At 62.7% G+C, this 17,123-nt stretch carries 14 protein-coding genes; 6 read left to right on the top strand and 8 right to left on the bottom strand.

Translation table 11 applies throughout. From position 1 onward, the window contains the following. Positions 1 to 108: 108 nt before the first annotated feature. Together AC788_RS01815 and AC788_RS01820 are read right to left on the bottom strand one after the other, a co-directional pair. Positions 109 to 2,532, bottom strand: coding sequence for a glucose/quinate/shikimate family membrane-bound PQQ-dependent dehydrogenase (locus tag AC788_RS01815; RefSeq protein ID WP_049858927.1), 2,424 nt, complete (start codon positions 2,530 to 2,532; stop codon positions 109 to 111). A gap of 295 nt (positions 2,533 to 2,827) precedes the next feature. Continuing rightward, positions 2,828 to 3,253, bottom strand: a complete 426-nt coding sequence (locus AC788_RS01820; protein WP_049858928.1) for a cell wall hydrolase — start codon at positions 3,251 to 3,253, stop codon at positions 2,828 to 2,830. A gap of 233 nt (positions 3,254 to 3,486) precedes the next feature. Here AC788_RS01820 and AC788_RS01825 point away from each other — a divergent pair, with 233 nt between their 5' ends. Continuing rightward, complete coding sequence (locus AC788_RS01825) at positions 3,487 to 5,601, top strand: ATP-binding protein (RefSeq protein WP_049858929.1); 2,115 nt, start codon at positions 3,487 to 3,489, stop codon at positions 5,599 to 5,601. A gap of 187 nt (positions 5,602 to 5,788) precedes the next feature. Next, positions 5,789 to 6,250, top strand: a complete 462-nt coding sequence (locus AC788_RS01830; protein WP_049858930.1) for a PA2169 family four-helix-bundle protein — start codon at positions 5,789 to 5,791, stop codon at positions 6,248 to 6,250. Between the two features lie 94 nt (positions 6,251 to 6,344). Here the strand turns inward: AC788_RS01830 and AC788_RS01835 are convergent, their stop codons facing one another. From AC788_RS01835 to AC788_RS01855, 5 genes are all read right to left on the bottom strand, one after another. Beyond that, positions 6,345 to 6,893 (bottom strand): serine protease, encoded by a 549-nt coding sequence (locus tag AC788_RS01835; protein ID WP_152965679.1) that lies wholly within the window; start codon positions 6,891 to 6,893, stop codon positions 6,345 to 6,347. A gap of 576 nt (positions 6,894 to 7,469) precedes the next feature. After that, the gene (locus AC788_RS01840; protein ID WP_049858932.1) at positions 7,470 to 8,396 is read right to left on the bottom strand and encodes a LysR family transcriptional regulator; all 927 of its coding nucleotides are present in this window, start codon (positions 8,394 to 8,396) and stop codon (positions 7,470 to 7,472) included. Continuing rightward, on the bottom strand, positions 8,393 to 9,367 hold the full coding sequence (locus AC788_RS01845; RefSeq protein ID WP_049858933.1) for a quinone oxidoreductase family protein: 975 nt from the start codon (positions 9,365 to 9,367) through the stop codon (positions 8,393 to 8,395). Before AC788_RS01845 ends, AC788_RS01840 begins: the two co-directional genes overlap by 4 nt. Before the next feature lie 120 nt (positions 9,368 to 9,487). Beyond that, complete coding sequence (locus AC788_RS01850) at positions 9,488 to 10,528, bottom strand: histone deacetylase family protein (RefSeq protein WP_049858934.1); 1,041 nt, start codon at positions 10,526 to 10,528, stop codon at positions 9,488 to 9,490. Between the two features lie 27 nt (positions 10,529 to 10,555). After that, the gene (locus AC788_RS01855; RefSeq protein ID WP_049858935.1) at positions 10,556 to 11,890 is read right to left on the bottom strand and encodes an MFS transporter; all 1,335 of its coding nucleotides are present in this window, start codon (positions 11,888 to 11,890) and stop codon (positions 10,556 to 10,558) included. Between the two features lie 162 nt (positions 11,891 to 12,052). Here AC788_RS01855 and AC788_RS01860 point away from each other — a divergent pair, with 162 nt between their 5' ends. After that, positions 12,053 to 12,994, top strand: a complete 942-nt coding sequence (locus AC788_RS01860) for a LysR family transcriptional regulator (RefSeq protein ID WP_049858936.1) — start codon at positions 12,053 to 12,055, stop codon at positions 12,992 to 12,994. 3 nt (positions 12,995 to 12,997) lie between these two features. Here the strand turns inward: AC788_RS01860 and AC788_RS01865 are convergent, their stop codons facing one another. Next, positions 12,998 to 13,975 (bottom strand): LysR family transcriptional regulator, encoded by a 978-nt coding sequence (locus AC788_RS01865; protein ID WP_049858937.1) that lies wholly within the window; start codon positions 13,973 to 13,975, stop codon positions 12,998 to 13,000. Positions 13,976 to 14,093: 118 nt separating this feature from the next. On the opposite strand from AC788_RS01865, the gene AC788_RS01870 reads away from it, so the two are divergent. The 3 genes from AC788_RS01870 to AC788_RS01880 all read left to right on the top strand — a co-directional run bounded on the left by AC788_RS01870 (position 14,094) and on the right by AC788_RS01880 (position 17,085). Then, positions 14,094 to 14,849, top strand: a complete 756-nt coding sequence (locus tag AC788_RS01870; protein ID WP_049858938.1) for a class II aldolase/adducin family protein — start codon at positions 14,094 to 14,096, stop codon at positions 14,847 to 14,849. After that, complete coding sequence (locus tag AC788_RS01875; protein WP_049858939.1) at positions 14,846 to 15,775, top strand: 2-hydroxyacid dehydrogenase; 930 nt, start codon at positions 14,846 to 14,848, stop codon at positions 15,773 to 15,775. The genes AC788_RS01870 and AC788_RS01875 overlap by 4 nt, the downstream gene beginning before the upstream one ends. A gap of 80 nt (positions 15,776 to 15,855) precedes the next feature. Continuing rightward, positions 15,856 to 17,085, top strand: a complete 1,230-nt coding sequence (locus AC788_RS01880) for a Zn-dependent hydrolase (RefSeq protein WP_049858940.1) — start codon at positions 15,856 to 15,858, stop codon at positions 17,083 to 17,085. Positions 17,086 to 17,123: the final 38 nt, after the last annotated feature.

Below are 17,123 nucleotides of genomic sequence, written 5' to 3' on the forward strand. Positions count from 1 at the left end.
GGATTGTGCATACCGCGTCTGTGTGCAACGCGGTTTGCGTGGTTTACCGCGTGCACCGCCGACGCGGCTTGCGCCGCTGCTACAGGGGTGTGGCAGCGGCGGTGAGGGTTACTTCTTGTCGGGCAGGGCGTAGGCGATCACGTAGTCGCCGCGGTCTGGCGACTGGCGCGCGCCGCCGGCGGTGATGACCACGTACTGCTTGCCGGTCTTGGGCGAGACGAAGGTCATCGGGCCGCCCTGGCTGCCAACCGGCAGACGGGCTTTCCAGGCCTCTTCACCGGTGGCCGAGTTGAACGCCCGCAGGTAGTAGTCCTGAGTACCGGCAATGAACACAAGGCCACCCTGGGTCGACAGCGTGCCACCCAGCGTCGGCATGCCGATCGGCAGCGGCAGGTGCATCTTCACACCCATTGGGCCGGTGTCTTCCACCGTCCCGACCGGTACTTGCCACGCGACTTTCTGAGTCTTCATGTCGATCGCGGTCAAGGTGCCGAATGGCGGCGCCTGGCACGGGATGCCGGCGATGGACAGGAAGCGGTTCTTGTTCACGGCATACGGCGTGCCCTTGAGCGGCACCGCACCCATGCCGGTGTTCAGCGCTTCGCCACCCGAAGAAGCCTTGGCATCCTTCTGCTGCGGCACCATCTGCACCCACAGGCCCAGACGCATGTCGTTGACGAAGATGAAGCCATGCACCGGGTCGGTCGACAAGCTGCCCCAGTTCATACCACCCAGGGAGCCCGGGAAGCTGAGCGACACATCGGTGCCCGGCGCGGTGTACAGGCCTTCATAACGCATTTTCTTGAACGAGATGCGGCACAGCATCTGGTCGAACGGCGTGGCACCCCACATGTCCGATTCGCTCAGGTGTTGCGCGCCGATCTGCGGCATGCCCACCGACAGCGGCTGGGTCTTGGCATAGGGTTCGCCAGGAATGTCCGAGCCCTTGACCGGAATGTCCTGCACAGCGGTCAGCGGTTGACCCGTGGCGCGGTCCAGCACATAGATCTGCCCTGCCTTGGTGCCGATCACCACTGCCGGCACGCTGCTGCCGTCAGGCTTGGGGAAGTCCATCAAGGTGGGCTGCATCGGCAGGTCGAAGTCCCACAGATCGTTGTGCACGGTCTGATAGACCCACTTTTCCTCACCCGTGGTCGCATTCAGCGCCAGAATCGAAGCACCGTAACGATGGTTCAGCGCAGTACGTTCAACACCGTAGATGTCGGTGGACGAGCTGCCCATGGGTAGGAACACGGTGTTCATCTTCGGATCGTACGACATCGGCGCCCAGCTGTTGGGCGTGCTGCGTACATAGGTGTTGTCGCCGGTCGGCGCCTGCTTGTCCTCAGGGTTGCCCGGATCGAAGGCCCAGCGCATCTCGCCGGTGATCACGTCGAAACCACGGATCACGCCACCGGGCATGTCGGTTTGCACGTTGTCGGCGACACGGCCGCCGACCACCACGGTAGTGCCCGCCATCAACGGCGCGGACGACAACTGATAGTAGGAATCGGGAACCTTGCCCAGACCGGCTTTCAGGTCCACCTGGCCATTGTTGCCGAAGCCCTGGCAGAACTCGCCGGTGTCGGCGTCCACGGCAATCAGGCGGGCATCGATGGTGTTGGTCAGCAGGCGACGCTGGCAGTTGGCGCCGGGTGCGACCGACACCGCCTTGACTGGCGTGTTGCCTTCACTGGACTCAACCACCGGGCTGCTGGCATCGAAATACGCCAGGCCACGGCAACGTTGCCAGACCGCAGCCTGGGCATTGATCTCGTTCTTCCACAGCTCTTTGCCGGTGTCGGCATTCAGGGCGATGATGTTGTTGTGCGGGGTGCACACGAACACCTTGTCACCCACCTGCAACGGTGTGGCCTGATCTTCGGCGCCGTTGCCGTTGCTGATGGCGACGTCACCGGTGTGGTAGGTCCAGGCCGGTACCAGGCTGGCGACGTTGTCGCGGTTGATCTGGTCCAGGGCCGCGAAGCGATTGCCGCCTTCGTCGTTGCCGTAATGGGCCCAGTCTTTCTGCGCATTGGCCGGGTTGACCTGGGTCAGGCCGGGGCCTTCACCAGTCGGCGCGACCGAAGGGTGTGGCACGAACATGCCGGCGCCGCCAGCAACCACCGCCACCGCCAGCACGGCGCCGAGCACATAGCCAGCGCGGCCGCCGCTGAGGCCATTGGCCCGACGCAAGGTCGGATAGGCCAACGCCACCACCAGGCTCAGCACCGCCGGAGCGAACAGACGGGAGATTTGCGGCCAGAAGTTCAGACCGGCGTCGACCAGGGCCCAGATCACCGACAGCACCATGACCGCGGCGAACAGCCAGGCGCCCAGCAGGCGCGACTTGAACAGGGCGATGGCGGCGACGGTCATGCCCAGACCGGCCAGCAGGAAGTACCAGCTCCCCCCCAGCGCGGCGAGGTAGCCACCGCCAGCAAGATAGAGCAGTCCGAATACGAGTACGCCCAAGGCAGCGACCCAGATGGGCCAACGGCGCACCGCTGGCGAAGGTTGAGGCTTAGTCATGTTGCATGTTCCTGTTGACGCATGAACGTTTCTGGAAGGTCGAACACAGTGTAGGCAAGCCTGTACGACACGCTTGTCATGACACGATGGGTGACGTGGTTCCACGACCTGCACGGCCTCCCGTCAAAGCTCCCGCAAGGGAAACGGGTGCCGCCACAGCATTAACTAATTAGTTAGTTACGCAACGATATCAAAAAAATCCTGCAGCTGCGACAAATCGCCATAGCGCAGCGCGGTGAAACACTGTTGCACGGGCGGTAATACTGACCAGGTTCTGTCGAGACTGCAGGTAGGCTCAGGCCACGTTCTTGAAGAAAACATGACCACCCAGCACCACGGTGCGGGTAGCGTCCTTTGTCCAGGCTGGCGGTGGGGAGAGGTGCGTGGCGTGGTAATGGGTGGCGCCGCCGGTGGGGTCTGCCACCTGGCCGGCCATCACCTGTTCGGCCACTGCCAAGGCTTGCGCCAACTGCGCCGAAGGAATGGGACGAGCGCCGCTGACATAGGGGTAATTGGGATCGCGAAGGTTCCAGCAGCTGAACTGCCAGGGCTTGCGACACACGCCGATGTAGCCCTCGCCCCACCATGACCGTGGCTGGGCGTCCTGCACGCGGTTGCGGATGACCCAGGCCACCGCGATTTGTCCGCGGATGCCTTCGCCACGGGCTTCACCCCATAACGTTCGCGCAACGACATCGTGTACCTGTTGAATGTGTGTCATGGTGATCTCTGCTGATGAACGGTCGGGCGAGGCCAGATTGCTGAGCTGCGCAGGGGTTTGCCAGTCGGCAACGATTCCCCACCGGCAGCGGCGTGGCGGTAGTTTCCCGATCCGAATAAAGCAGCCCAAGGCTTGAGACTTGGCGGTATTGGCTCTACAAATGACAGACCCAGCCTTCGCCGCACACTCACCCGCCCCTCGATCGCCCATGCCACCTCGGAGGCCCGTTACCGATGCACGCACCTGACGACGACCTGGACATCGGAACCCGCACTTCCGATTGGGGATTGAGCCGTCTGCATGCCGCGACTTCGGTCAGGTGGGTGGCCAAGCTATTGGCCTGGGTGGCGCTGCTCACCGGTGCCGCAGCGCTGTGCGAATACGGGCTGGGTCGCCCCCTGCTCGATCACTTGGCGCCAGCCCTCACGGGGATGTCGCCACTGACGGCCATGGCCCTTGCCGCGCTGGCGCTTTCCTGCCTGCTGGGACGGCGTGCGCGCCCCAGTTGGCTGCTCGCCGGAGTCGCCGCGTGCATCGCTTTCGCCTTGCTGGGCGCGCACTTGCTCATTGGTCATGACGTTTTCAGCGGTCCGGTGAACGCGTGGTTGTTTGCGCCTTCGCCGTTCGTCCACGGCAGCGTTTCCCCGGCCACGGCGAGCTGCCTGGCCCTGCTGAGCGTGGCGCGCATGGCGCAACTCGCCGGTCGACACAAGGTCTGCGATGTCCTCGCCCTGCTCGCCTTCGCCGTGGCCGGCATCGGCCTGCTGGGTTATGCCTACGGCGTGAAGGACCTGTACTCGGTGCTGCTGTTCAACGCCATGGCGGTCCACACCGCCCTGGCGCTGGTGTGCCTGGCGGTATCGATGATGCTGTTTCAGGCCGACCAGGGCTGGTTGAACGTGGTGACGCTGAGCAATCGCGCCGGCGCCGCGACCCGCCGACAGTTGCTGCTGACCGCCATCCTGCCAGTCATCGGCTGGCTGCTGCTGTCGGCCGTCAACGCCCGTGCCATCGGCGCGCCTGCCGCACTGGCCCTGGTAGTGGCAACGGTGTTCATGCCGCTGGTGATTCTGATCATCAAGGATGGCCGGGTAACCGCTCGACTGGACCTTCAACGGCACAAGCAGCGGCGACTGGAGACCACCATCAGGCAGCGTCTGGAGCTGGAACTGGACGAGAAGCGGGCGGAGCTGGAACAGGAATCGGCGCAACGCATCGTCGCCGAACAGGCAATGAACCGCGCCCAGCGCCTGGACGCAGTGGGCCAATTGACGGGCGGCATCGCTCACGATTTCAACAACCTGCTGATGGGCATTTCAGGCAACCTCGAACTGCTCCATCGTCACCTCGTAAGCGATCCCAAGGCGCTGAAGTATGTGACCAGGGCCACCCTGTCCACCGAGAAGGGCATTCGCCTGACCGGGCAATTGCTGGCCTTCTCACGCACGCAACGCCTGAACGTATCGGCGGTCAATCTCCCCGATAGCGTCAACGCTGCCCTCGAACTGGGGGGGAACGCACTGGGCCCTGACATCAACATCGACATGCAGACGCCGAACCGTCATCTGTTCGTCAGCACCGACCCATTGCAACTGGAGATGGCCATCCTCAACCTGGCGCTGAACGCCCGAGATGCCATGCCCGATGGCGGCTGGTTCACCGTCAAGTGCTCGCCCACCGAGCCGTCGAGCACGCCGCCCACGGTATCGATTCACGTCAGCGACAGCGGCACGGGCATGTCGCCCGAGGTACTGGCGAAGGCCTGTGAGCCCTTTTTCACCACCAAGGAATCAGGCCGCGGCACCGGCCTGGGTCTGGCCCAGGTCTATGGCCTGTGCCGTCAATGCGGCGGGGATCTGAGGATCACCAGTGAGTTGGGCCAGGGCTCGACCTTCGAGCTCGTGCTGCCTGCGGCCGAGCGGCCGCAGGTGCCCTCGCGTGGCGTGGTGCAGCCCATGACCACCGCGCCGGCGATACCCTTCGCCCGGCCGGTGCTGGTCGTCGACGATGATGATGCGGTACGCACGGTGCTGGTCGATGACCTGCGCGCCCGCGGCTACCAAGTGATCGACGTCGACCGCGGCAGCAAGGCATTGGCGCTGCTGGGCAACACCCGCTTCGCGGTGGCCGTCATCGATTTTCTGATGCCGGAGATGAACGGCGCCGAGCTGGCGCGCAAGGCTCGCCAATTCGTTCCGCAGTTACCGATCATTTTCATCAGCGGCTACGCCGATACCCTCGCGCTCGACGCCATCGCTGGTGCCGTGGTGCTGCGCAAACCGTTCGAACTTGCCGAGCTGGATCGATTGGTCAGGGAATTGGCCGACATAACTCAGCCAGTCACCTGATTTTGCTAGGTGCAGCCGCGCATCGACACGTCAAGTGGACGGGTTCTGCACGAACGTCGAATGCTCATTTTCAAAAAAATCGGAACCTTCGGCACAACCGGGCGCCCTAATCACAGCGTACGTACCATGCATACGCCATGGCTGCCTCTTGGGTCTGAGCCAGACCGTCCATCACGGAGATTTTGAAATGACCGACGCTCATAAAGAAACGATCAAGGTACTCAACGACCTCATCGAGACATCGAAAGATGGTGAGGCTGGTTTCAAGGATCTCGCCGAGAACACCAAAAACGCCGAACTCAAAGGCGTCTTCACTACCGCTGCTGCCGACACCGCTTCCGGCGCTTCCGAGCTGCAAGCCTACGTCCGTCAACTGGGTGGCGAAGCTGAAACCACCACCAGCGTCGCTGGCGATCTGCACCGTCGTTGGGTCGACCTGAAGTCGGCCATCACCGGTAAAGACGATGTTGCCCTGCTCAACGAAGCCGAGCGTGGCGAAGACGTTGCCAAGAAGAGCTACACCAAGGCACTGGAAAACAAGGATGTGACCCCTGAGGCACACGCTTTGATCCAGAAGCAATTCGAAGGCGTGATGCGCAACCATGACAAGATCAAGGCCCTGCGTGACGCAGCTCGCGCTCAGAAATGAGTGAAGGGCTTGGGCGGCTGCCGAGGCCGCCCGAGCCGTGCTTTTCCCGCCACGTCCCCCGCCTCGACAACACCCCTGCCCTCGCGCGACTTACTCAACGTATCACGTAGCCTGCAACCGGGGCTGGTACCTTGACGTCACCCTGAAAGCGCCGCCATTCCTTCTCGATTTCCTTGTAACCCATGAACACGCTCACACGCTTGGCATCGGCCAGGTCGCTGTTGGCCAGGTTTTGGGTGTAGTGCGTGGGCACGAACGCCACTGTCATACCGACCACGGAGCCGTCTTTGCCATACACCGGCCCGCCGGACATGCCTACGGCGCTGGGGCCATCGTGGATGGAATAGAGCACGCCATCGTTGAGGTTCTGGAGCAGCAGCTTGCCTTCCTTCACCTCACCACTGCCTTTGACGGGCATCAGCAAAGGGCTGAAACCCACAGCGGTGACGCTTTCGCCAACTGTTGCCTGACGCCAGTGCGGCGCCGAGGTGGCCTTGCGCTTGATGAACACCACGTCGCCGCGACCGCGGTACGCGACATCACTCAGATAAGGCGTGTGCTTGGCAGAAACGGCGTAGTCCTCGTTCCATTGCACGGCCGAGGCTTGATACAGAAGAGGGGCGGGAAGACTGGAGGTGACCATGAAAGCGTCTTTGTAGGCAGCATCGCTTACAAAGGGAGTCGGGATGCCATTACAGCCGGAAAGGAGCAGACCGAGCGTCAGGCAGATAGATCGATTCATTGTGTTCCAATGTAGCAATCCCATTTCTGGGATTATAAAAGCAACCTTGCTTGCGTGGTTCTCACCCCTCTGGATGAGAATAGGTTCGCTTGCGCGAGTGTTTGTAAAGACCCTGGATGCCAACGCAGGCCTGTAGCGCTACGTGGAAATCCAGGCCGCCATTGTTCCCTGGCGATCCTGTCGGATCGTGACTGACAGCATGATCGGGTGTCGGTCGGCATGATCGTGAAGCTCAAGAGCTGCACGGGGCATGTCGAACCAACCAAGGCCATAACGCCCTGGATAAAAGGACGCAATAACCGATGATGACATTGTGCCATCACTTGTTGCGAGCAAGCAACTCCGATGATGGCTTTTGGCCCTCATGTGTTCGCTTGTAATGGGGGTATCGGTCGAGTTGTCAGAGACTTTAATATCACAGTGACACTACTGTGACGTGGTTCCGCTTTGCGCGCCAAACGATCCCCCAGGGACCGTTCACAACGCCCAGAGCGGCCCATTGGCAAACCTGGATTCGATCCACGCCTTGAACGCCAGAACGGTGGCCGCCGGGAATTTCGAGGACGGCCGTATCAGGTAGACTCCGCCCACTGAATCCAGTCGCCAGTCAGGCAGTACCTGAACCAGTTCGCCCGACGCCAACTGACGGCTCATCAGCCACTCACCGGCGCCGAGAATGCCCACGCCCGCCAATGCGGCGCTGAGCAGGGTTTCGCTGTCGTTGGAGGTCAGGGTGCCCTGGGTCGTCACGCTCTCCTGCCGCTGTGCATGGTGCAGCCGCCACTCGGGAAACGACGCCAGCCCACTGAAGCGCAGGCAGTTGTGCCGGACGAGGTCGCTGGGGCTGAGCGGCATGCCGAACCGTTCGATGTAGGCGGGAGCCGCGCAGAGTATGCGGCGATGGTCGCAGAGCTTGTTGGCGATCAGCCGGCTGTCGTCCAGCTCGCCGATGCGCAGGGCTAAGTCATAGCCCTGCTCAATGATGTCGACGACGTGTTCGCTGTAGTCGGCAATGATCGAAACACCAGGGTGCGCGCTTAGAAATTCGGGCAACAACGGCGCCACCCATAGGCGCCCCATGGCGGCCGGCAGCGCCAGGCGCAGGACGCCGCGCACCTGCGTGACGCCCGAGGTGGCCTGCTGCTCGGCTTCGGCGATCTGGGACAGCGCCGAGCGCAGGCGCTGTTCCAGCTTCGCGCCGACGTCGGTGATGCGCACCTGGCGGGTCGAGCGCTCCATGAGTCGCACGCCCAGCCGCTTTTCCATGGCGGCCAGGCGTTTGGAAATCACCGTGGGATGACGCTGCAGCAAGCGACCAGCGGCGACGAACGAGCCCTGGCTGGCGACGGCCAGGAAGGCGGCGATCTCGTCGCTGTGCTGACTGTCCAGCAGGTCCGGGGTCATGGCGTCAGAACGATCGCCCCGCCCGACTGCCCCGACTCGAGTGCCTCATGGGCACGCGCTGCTTCGGCCAGCGGATAGGTCTTCCAGATCCGCGGCGTGATGATCCCCGCCTCGACCGCTGCCAGCACGTCGGCGGCGCGCTCCTGATACTCGGCGGCGGAGGCCGTATGAGCCACGATCGACGGCCGGGTCAGGAACAGCGAGCCCTTGCCATTGAGGGTGGACAGCTCGACCGCCGCCGGAGCGCCCGAGGACGCCCCGAACGACACCATCAGGCCCCGCGGTCGCAGGCTGTCCAGGGACGCCTCGAAGGAGATCCGTCCGATCGGGTCGTAGACCACGTCCACCTTGCGCCCCTGGGTCAGCTTCGCCACATCCGCAGCCAGCGTGGTCGCGTCGAACACCAGCACCTCGTCGCAGCCCACGGCCTTGGCCCGCTCGATACTTTCGGGCTTGGACACCACACCGATGACGTACGCGCCCAGGTGCTTGGCCCACTGGCCCATGATCTGCCCCAGGCCACCGGCGACGCCGTACAGCAGCATCGTCGTTCCGGCGCCCACAGGGTAGGTGGATTTGAGCAGGTATTGCGCGGTGATGCCCTTGAACAGCGCCGCCGCCGCCTGCTCGAAGCTGACGCCAGCGGGCAGCTTCACCAGACGTTCCGCAGGATAGAGCCGCTGCGCCGCATAGCCGCCCAGCGGGCCTGTGGCATACGCCACGCGGTCGCCCGGCTGCACGTTGGTGACCCCAGCCCCCACCGACACCACGGTGCCGGCACCTTCCAGGCCGAGGCCGGACGGCAGCGGCACCTTGACCGCACCGTTGCGCTGGGTGACGTCGAGATAATTCACGCCAATGGCCGCCTGCTGCAGCCACACCTGCCCCTCCCCCGGCGCCTGCTCGGCCACAGTGTCCTCCCACAGCACGGAAGGATCGCCCGGTTGATTGAAACGAATCACTGCGGCCATGTCGTTCTCCAGTCGGTCAGTAGTGCGAGTGAGTATGGAAACTCGCTCGGGGTTCTACAAGACGGTGGATTTGCAGTATATACCTGCATGGGGTGCAGCAATCTTCAGCGGATAAACGGCTCAGTCGCCGCCACCATCGAGCTGCCAGACCTGAGGCCCGACAAAAAAGGCGCGTGCATTGTCCTCGAGGGATTCCAGGTGGTAGCCACCCTCCTGAACGATCACGCACGGCAGACCGAGGCTGCGCACCCGCTCGCCCAATCGAGCGAAGCCTGCGGTGGTCACTGCCACCTTGCTTTGCGGATCCAGTTCATAGATGTCGAAGCCCAACGACAGCACCAGCACGTCGGCACCAAACCTGGTCACCGCGTCGAGTGCCTGCTCCAGCTTGTCCATGAACACCGACTCGGTCGAGCCATGGGGCATTGGCAGATTCAAGTTGAATCCCTCGCCCGGCCCGGCGCCGCGCTCATCGTCGAAACCCGCAACACCTGGGTAGAAGTTGGTCGGGTCGCCATGGATCGATACGTAGAGCACGTCATCGCGCTCGTAGAAGATTTCCTGAATGCCCTGCCCATGATGCATGTCACTGTCCAACACGGCGACCTTGGCATAACGGGCAAGCAGCGCCTGGGCTGCCACGGCGGCGCTGTTCACGTAGCAGAAGCCACCGGCGGCCTCGGCCCGCGCATGGTGCCCAGGTGGGCGGCACAGCGCATAGGCGGCGGGTTCTCCGTCGAGTACGGCCTGAGCAGCAGCCACGGCACACTGCGCTGACCAGTAGGCTGCGCGCCAGGTATTCTCGCCAACCGGGCAACTGCCATCAGCTAGATAGCGCCCCGCTTGCGCGAGAATGCCGCGCAGGGCATTGGGCTCGCGAACGAAGATGTTCGACATGACTTCATCGCCCCAGTCCTCAGGCACCTCTTTCCAACGCTGGTGTGCCTCCTGCAGGAATGCCAGGTACGCGGAACTGTGCACGGCCAGCAAAGGTTGCAGACCGAAATCGCTAGGCTGCTCGATGGCAAAGCCCAGCGACTCGGCGGCCTTCACCAGGTTCAAGGCACGCTCGGGGATTTCCTGCGGCGTGCGCATCTGACCTCGGGAGTAATAGCTGCGCGGGTGATGAAGCAGTTGTTCTGGGTGAAAGAAACTGCGCATGACGGGTTCTCCGAAAAAGTGATGGGCTCAGCGCGGTTGCGTGACACCGGCCATTTCAAGGTCGTGAGCGGCGGCGTGACGGCGCGCCAGCGCCAGGACGCATACCAGCGAGGTGCCTGCGATCAAGGTGTAGAACGCTGCCATCGGCCACCACTGACCGGCATAGGTATGAGCCAGCCAGGTACCGATCAAGGGAGTAAGGCCGCCCGCAACCGCGCCGCACACTTGATAGGCCAGGGAAATAGCGGTGTAGCGCACGCGGGTGGCGAACATGCCGCTGACGAAACCGGCAATCACGGCGTAGAACGACGCCATGCAGATCACCGCCAGGGCAATCCCCAGGATGATCTTGCCGGGCTCGCCACTGCTCACCAATACGAACATCGGGTACGGCGAGGCCATCGCCAGGGTCGCCACCAGCGCCAGAAACCGTGTGGCACCGATTTTTTCGGCGATCCACGCCGCCGCGGGCTGAATACAGAATTGGATGACCGAAACCACGAACAGGCACTCCAGAATGAGCGAACGCGGCAAGCTCAATTGCTGGGTTGTGTAGGCGATCATGAAGGTGTTGGTGAAGTACACCCCGGCAATGCCCAAGGTGTTGGCGCCGATGCACAACAACAGCGGTCGCCATGCTGTTTTCAAGACCTCCACCACCGGTGCCTGCTCGGTGTGGCCTGGTACACTGCGAGCGTGTTCGGCTTTGGCCTTGTCGTCGAGAAACTCGGGCGACTCGTTGACGCCCAGACGAATCATCAAGCCTACGATCAACAGCAGTGAACTGGCCAGGAACGGCAGCCGCCACCCCCAGCTCATCAGGTCGGCTTCGGGTAGCCGGGTCACCGCGCTGAATGCCAGCAATGACAGGATCAGGCCCGCCGGGCTGCCCAACTGGGCGAACGAGGCAAAGAAATTCCGTCGCCCCTTGGGAGCGTGCTCGCCGGCCATCAGCACTGCTCCGCCCCACTCGCCGCCCACGGCGATACCCTGGACGATCCGCAGCAGGATCAACAGTACCGGCGCCGCAACGCCGATCTGTGCGTAGGTCGGTAGCAGGCCGATGCAGACGGTGACCACGCCCATCATCAACAGGGTAATGACCAGCGACTTCTTGCGCCCGATCCGGTCACCGACATGGCCGAAGATGATGCCCCCCAGCGGTCGCGCAAAGAAGCCCACCGCAAAGGTCCCGAAGGCCGCCATGGTGCTGAACAGGGCATCCGTGGAAGGAAAGAACAACTGGCCGAACACAAGCGCGGCGGCCGTGGCGTAGATGTAAAAGTCGTACCACTCGATCATGGTGCCGATGAACGCAGCGGCGGCGGCCCGTTTTGGCTGCGCTTGAGCAGGACGGTTCATGGAATTGAGACTCCCGTAGAGGTTGTTGTTTTGGCAGGAGATAAACGAGGTCGCTGCGCTCTGACGGCGCTTGCTGGAAATGATTTTTCGGCGCAGGGCTATGATTAGTCAATGTTCTATTTATTATGCATATTATAAATCCGAGTGATAATTGGACGAACGATGGAAGAAGGTCGCCGCGAACTCCCCCTGCTCAACGATCGTCTGGACTGGAACCTGCTGCGTACCTTCAGGGTGATCGGCCAGGAGCTGAGTATCAGCCGCGCTGCCGCACGCCTGCACTTGACTCAACCGGCGGTCAGCCAGGCATTGAAGCGCCTCGAAGAGCAGTTGGGCTATCAGCTCATCGCTCGCCGGGGACCGCGCTTTGACCTGACCGAAGCCGGGCACAAGATCTTCGCCACCGCCGGCGAGATGTATGGCCAGGTTTCGCAGATGAGTCAGACCCTGGAGCAGCCGGGTGATGATGTAGTGGGCAAGGTGCGGATACTGATGGTCAGCCGCATCGTCAACACCCGCTTCGACCAGTACCTGGCCACGTTCCACCGTCGGCATCCCAGGGTCGATTTCGAGATCGACGTGATGCGCAGTTCCGACATCGTCAGCGCGCTGTTGGAAAAGACCGCCAGCTTGGGTGTCAGTCTCAACCGCCGAGTGCAGCCACGGCTCGAACAACGCCTTTTTCAGCGTCAGCGCTACATGTTCTATTGCGGCCAACACCACCCGTTGTACGGCCAGGCCGGGCTGACGCTGGAGCAGTTGCAGGCGGAGAACTTCGTCAGTTTCACCAGTGACCAGATTGGCGGCATGCTCTCGCCACTGACGATCTTCCGCGACCAACAGGGGTTCAGCGGCAGAATCGTCGCCTCATCGCCCAGCCTCGAAGAAATTCGTCGTCTGGTCATCGCCGGCATGGGCTTGGGTTGCCTGCCCGAGCATGTGGTGGCCGAGGATGTCGGCAATGGCCTGCTGTGGCAACTGCCGCCCTATGAAGGCGTCGCCGATGTCGATATCCACCTGCTGTGGAACCGCGACCAGCGCAGGACACGGGCGGAAACGGTGTTCACCGATGGCCTGGTGCGCTGCATGGCCGAGCTGGCCTGATCCTCAGGCCGAGTCCACCTGCAAGCCTTCGATCGCCTGCTCGAAGGCTTGCAGGAATACGGTTTCGGCGCGACTCATGCGCTGGTCGCGGTTCCACATCAGGAACACGTCGACATCGACCACGCCTTCGGCGGGCGGCAGCCGCCAGATCAATCCGTTGTGCAGGTCGATGTCCACCAGATGTTCGGGCAGGCAGCCCACGCCGTAGCCGGCGATGATCAGCCGGCGGATCTCCTCGAAGCTGGAGGACGAGGCGACGATCTTGCCGGTAAACCCCTGCTGGTCGCGGAACATGGTCAGCGGCGAGAGATTGCCGCCCACCTGATCGCTGGTGAAACTGACGAAATTCTCGCTCTGCAGCGCTTCGAGGGGCAGCTTGCGCTGACCGAACAGGCGATGGCGCTTGCCGCAGAAAAACGCATAGCGCTGGCGCAGCAGTCGTCGACGCTCCAGCTTGGCTTGCGGAAACCGGCACAAGCCCAACCCCACGGTGGCCGTGCGCTGGCTCAGCGCGCTCTGAATGTCGGAACTGCCCATCACTTCGACCTCCAGTTCCACTCTGGGATGGTCACGATGGAACTGCACCAGAAAATCATCGTACAACGCCGACTGCACCTTGCTGATGGTCAGAATACGGACCTTGCCGACCACATCGTCCTCGGGGCTCTTGAGCGTCGCTGACAAGCGCGCAACGTTGCCGTAGATCTCCTCGGCGATCCGCAGCACTTCTTCGCCGGCCGGTGACAGATCGAAGCGTGGCCCACGCCGCAGGATCAATGGACACTCCAGCTGTTCTTCCAGGCGTTTGAGCGACTGGCTCACCGCAGATTGGGTGAGGAACAACCGGGCGGCCGCGCGGCTGATGCTTTTTTCCTGGCCGATGACCAGAAACGCTCGCAGCAGATTCCAGTCGAGCCGATCGCTCAGCAAACGCCGGTTGTGCCAGTGCTTGGGAGTGGCTTCGGGGTCGAGATCGCTCATCGCTCACCATCAGTAACCTGGCTAATAATCAGATTAAGTATTAGCAAATTGATTAAACATTCAGGTTAAGGGATAAAACCAGCCAGCGCCACAATCCGGGACCTGACAAGGAACTCACATGCAAAAGCTCGACGACATCGACCCTGTAGAGTGGCAGGCACGTTGCGAATTGGCGGCCCTGTATAGACTGGTCGCGCACTTCCGCATGACTGACCTGATCGATACCCACATCACCCTGCGCATCCCAGGTCCGGAGCATCACTTTCTGATCAACCGCTACGGTGTGATCTTCGAACACATGAAAGCCAGTGATCTGGTGCGTATCGATCAACACGGCACTGTCATCAACGCGGATCCGTCGATCAGCCGGGTCAACGCGGCCGGCTTCGTGATCCACTCGGCCATCCACATGGCCCGTCCCGATCTGAACTGTGTGATCCACACCCATACCGCCGCTGGCATGGCCGTTGCCGCGCAGGAGCATGGGCTGTTGCCGATCAGCCAGCACGCGCTGCGCTACTACGGCAACCTGGCCTATCACACCTACGAAGGCATCGCGCTGTCACTGACCGAACGTGAACGTCTGGTGGCAGACCTGGGCCCGCACAAGGCGATGATCCTGCGCAATCACGGTCTGCTGGCCGCCGGCATCAGCGTTGGCCACGCATTCCAGGAGATCCACTTTCTGGAACGCGCCTGCCAGGCGCAGATTCAAGCCCTCTCCGGTAACACCAAGCTGGTGTATCCCAGCGAAGAGGTATGCCGGCTCACAGCCGCACAGTTCGCTCGCGACGAAGCCGACGAGATTACCCACCTCGGCTGGCTGGCGGCCCTGACCCTGATCGAAGACCAGCGCGAGGTCTACTGCTCATGACCACTGTCGTGCTGCTGAGCAAGGACCCCGGCTTGCTGGTGCAGTTGCAGCAGGCGTTTGCCGAGCACGCGCCCGAGTTGCGGACGGTGCTTGCCGATGATCCTGCCGCAGAGCAGGCGATCGTCGCCGCTTGCTGGTACCCACCGGCCGGCAGTCTGGGGCGCTTGCCCGACTTGCGCCTGGTGCATTCGGTGGCCGCCGGTGTCGATCACCTACGCACCGACCCCAGCGCTGCGGACCTGCCAGTGTGCCGAGTCGTCGACCCCGACCATCGCCGTGGCATGATCGAGTACGTGCGCTGGACAGTGCTGCACTATCACCGCGACTTCGATCGGGCCATCCACCAGCAAAGGCAAGGTCAGTGGCTCCGTCACCCTCAACGCACGGCTGGGCAGTTCAAGGTCGGCGTCATGGGTCTGGGCTCACTGGGCGCTGCGATTGCCGCAGACCTGGCCGGCGCAGGCTATGCCGTGCGTGGCTGGGCACGCAGTGAACGGCAGTTGGCCGGAATCGCCTGTCATCACGGACCCGAGCAGTTCGACGACTTTCTTCAAGGCCTGGATCTGCTGGTCAATCTGCTGCCGTTGACCGATGCCACCCACGGCATTCTCGATCGGGACACTTTCGCGCGCCTGGCGCGCGGCGCTGCAGTGGTCAACGGCGGACGCGGCCAGCACCTGGTGATCGACGATCTGCAAACAGCGCTGGCCACCGGTCAACTGCGCGGGGCGGTGTTGGATGTGTTCGAGCAAGAACCATTGCCCAGCGATCATTCCCTGTGGCAGATGCCTGGGGTGGTGGTCACGCCGCACATGGCATCGGCCGCCTCCCATCCCTGCATCGTGCGTCAGGTCGCCGAAAACACCCGCCGGCTGCTCGCCGGTGAAGTCCTGAACCATCGGGTCGACCCATCGCTGGGCTACTGAGCACCTACCTGGTGTGACCCACCTGTTGAAACCGGTCTGTAGAAACCGGCCCGGATGAACAGAGCCAAAAGAGAGATTCCATGAACGTATTGAAATGCAACGGCGAACGGCTATGGCAGAGCCTGATGGACATGGCCAAGGTAGGCGCCACGGACAAGGGCGGCAACTGTCGGCTGGCCCTGTCGGAGGAAGACCGGGCGGGCCGCGAGTTGTTCATCGGCTGGTGCCGCGAAGCCGGCATGAGCATCACTTTCGATGCCATCGGCAACCTGTTCGCCCGGCTTCCCGGTCTGAATGACCCGCTACCGCCGGTCGTCATGGGCAGTCATCTCGACACTCAGCCCAAGGGTGGGCGGTTCGACGGTATCTATGGTGTGCTCTGTGGCCTGGAAGTAGTGCGCAGCCTTGCCGATGCGGGGGTACGCAACAAGCGCCCGATCGAGATCGCCGTATGGACCAACGAAGAAGGCGCACGCTTCACGCCCGCCATGTTCGGCTCTGCCGTGTTCACCGGCAGCCTGGCGCTGGACGCCGCGCTGAACGCCTGCGACAGCGAGGGTGTCAGCGTGCGCCAAGCACTTGAGAGCATCGGTCATGGCGGCGATGCGCCGTTCCAGCGCCCTTTCGATGCCTACTTCGAAGCTCATATCGAGCAAGGCCCGATTCTGGAAGACAACGGGCTGCCGGTCGGCGTGGTCACAGGCGGGCAAGCCATCTGCTGGCTCGATGTGCAGGTGCAGGGCCAGAGTGCCCATGCCGGCACGACACCCATGGCATTGCGCAAGGACGCCTTGTTCGGTGTTGCCGAAATGGCCGGGCAACTCGAAGCGCTGGTTGCGCACTTCAATCCGCAGGGCTTGGTGACAATCGGCCAAGTGAACATCGCCAAGTCATCGCGCAACACGATCGCGGGCAGCGTGACGTTCACCGTCGATCTGCGCCATCACCAGGATGAGCAGATTAACCTCATGGAACGGCAGGTCCACGAACGTTTCCAGCAGGTCGCCGATACGCGCGGCCTGGCGCTGAGCATCGAGCGCCACTGGCTCAGCCCCGCTACCCCTTTCGACGGCGACTGTGTCGAGGCCGTGCGGCGTGCGGTGCATGCGCTGGACTACCCCCATCAGGACATCGTCAGCGGCGCAGGCCACGACGCCATCCTGCTCGCGCGACATTGCCCCACCACCATGGTGTTCATTCCCTGCATGGGCGGGCTGAGCCACAACGAAGCCGAAGCCATAGACCCGCAGGATGCGCGCAAGGGCTGCGATGTGCTGCTCAATGCCGTGACCGAACGTACACAACGCTGAGAACACTGCAGGTGCCGCCTCGATGGCGGCCCTGCGAC

Origin of the sequence: Pseudomonas sp. RIT-PI-a, from assembly GCF_001187875.1 — a bacterium.
GTDB lineage: Bacteria > Pseudomonadota > Gammaproteobacteria > Pseudomonadales > Pseudomonadaceae > Aquipseudomonas > Aquipseudomonas coleopterorum.

Coding starts and splice junctions, on each gene's coding strand:
- AC788_RS01815 (WP_049858927.1), bottom strand. CDS start 2,532: ATGACTAAGCCTCAACCTTCGCCAGCGGTGCGCCGTTGGCCCATCTGG.
- AC788_RS01820 (WP_049858928.1), bottom strand. CDS start 3,253: ATGACACACATTCAACAGGTACACGATGTCGTTGCGCGAACGTTATGG.
- AC788_RS01825 (WP_049858929.1), top strand. CDS start 3,487: ATGCACGCACCTGACGACGACCTGGACATCGGAACCCGCACTTCCGAT.
- AC788_RS01830 (WP_049858930.1), top strand. CDS start 5,789: ATGACCGACGCTCATAAAGAAACGATCAAGGTACTCAACGACCTCATC.
- AC788_RS01835 (WP_152965679.1), bottom strand. CDS start 6,893: ATGGTCACCTCCAGTCTTCCCGCCCCTCTTCTGTATCAAGCCTCGGCC.
- AC788_RS01840 (WP_049858932.1), bottom strand. CDS start 8,396: ATGACCCCGGACCTGCTGGACAGTCAGCACAGCGACGAGATCGCCGCC.
- AC788_RS01845 (WP_049858933.1), bottom strand. CDS start 9,367: ATGGCCGCAGTGATTCGTTTCAATCAACCGGGCGATCCTTCCGTGCTG.
- AC788_RS01850 (WP_049858934.1), bottom strand. CDS start 10,528: ATGCGCAGTTTCTTTCACCCAGAACAACTGCTTCATCACCCGCGCAGC.
- AC788_RS01855 (WP_049858935.1), bottom strand. CDS start 11,890: ATGAACCGTCCTGCTCAAGCGCAGCCAAAACGGGCCGCCGCCGCTGCG.
- AC788_RS01860 (WP_049858936.1), top strand. CDS start 12,053: ATGGAAGAAGGTCGCCGCGAACTCCCCCTGCTCAACGATCGTCTGGAC.
- AC788_RS01865 (WP_049858937.1), bottom strand. CDS start 13,975: ATGAGCGATCTCGACCCCGAAGCCACTCCCAAGCACTGGCACAACCGG.
- AC788_RS01870 (WP_049858938.1), top strand. CDS start 14,094: ATGCAAAAGCTCGACGACATCGACCCTGTAGAGTGGCAGGCACGTTGC.
- AC788_RS01875 (WP_049858939.1), top strand. CDS start 14,846: ATGACCACTGTCGTGCTGCTGAGCAAGGACCCCGGCTTGCTGGTGCAG.
- AC788_RS01880 (WP_049858940.1), top strand. CDS start 15,856: ATGAACGTATTGAAATGCAACGGCGAACGGCTATGGCAGAGCCTGATG.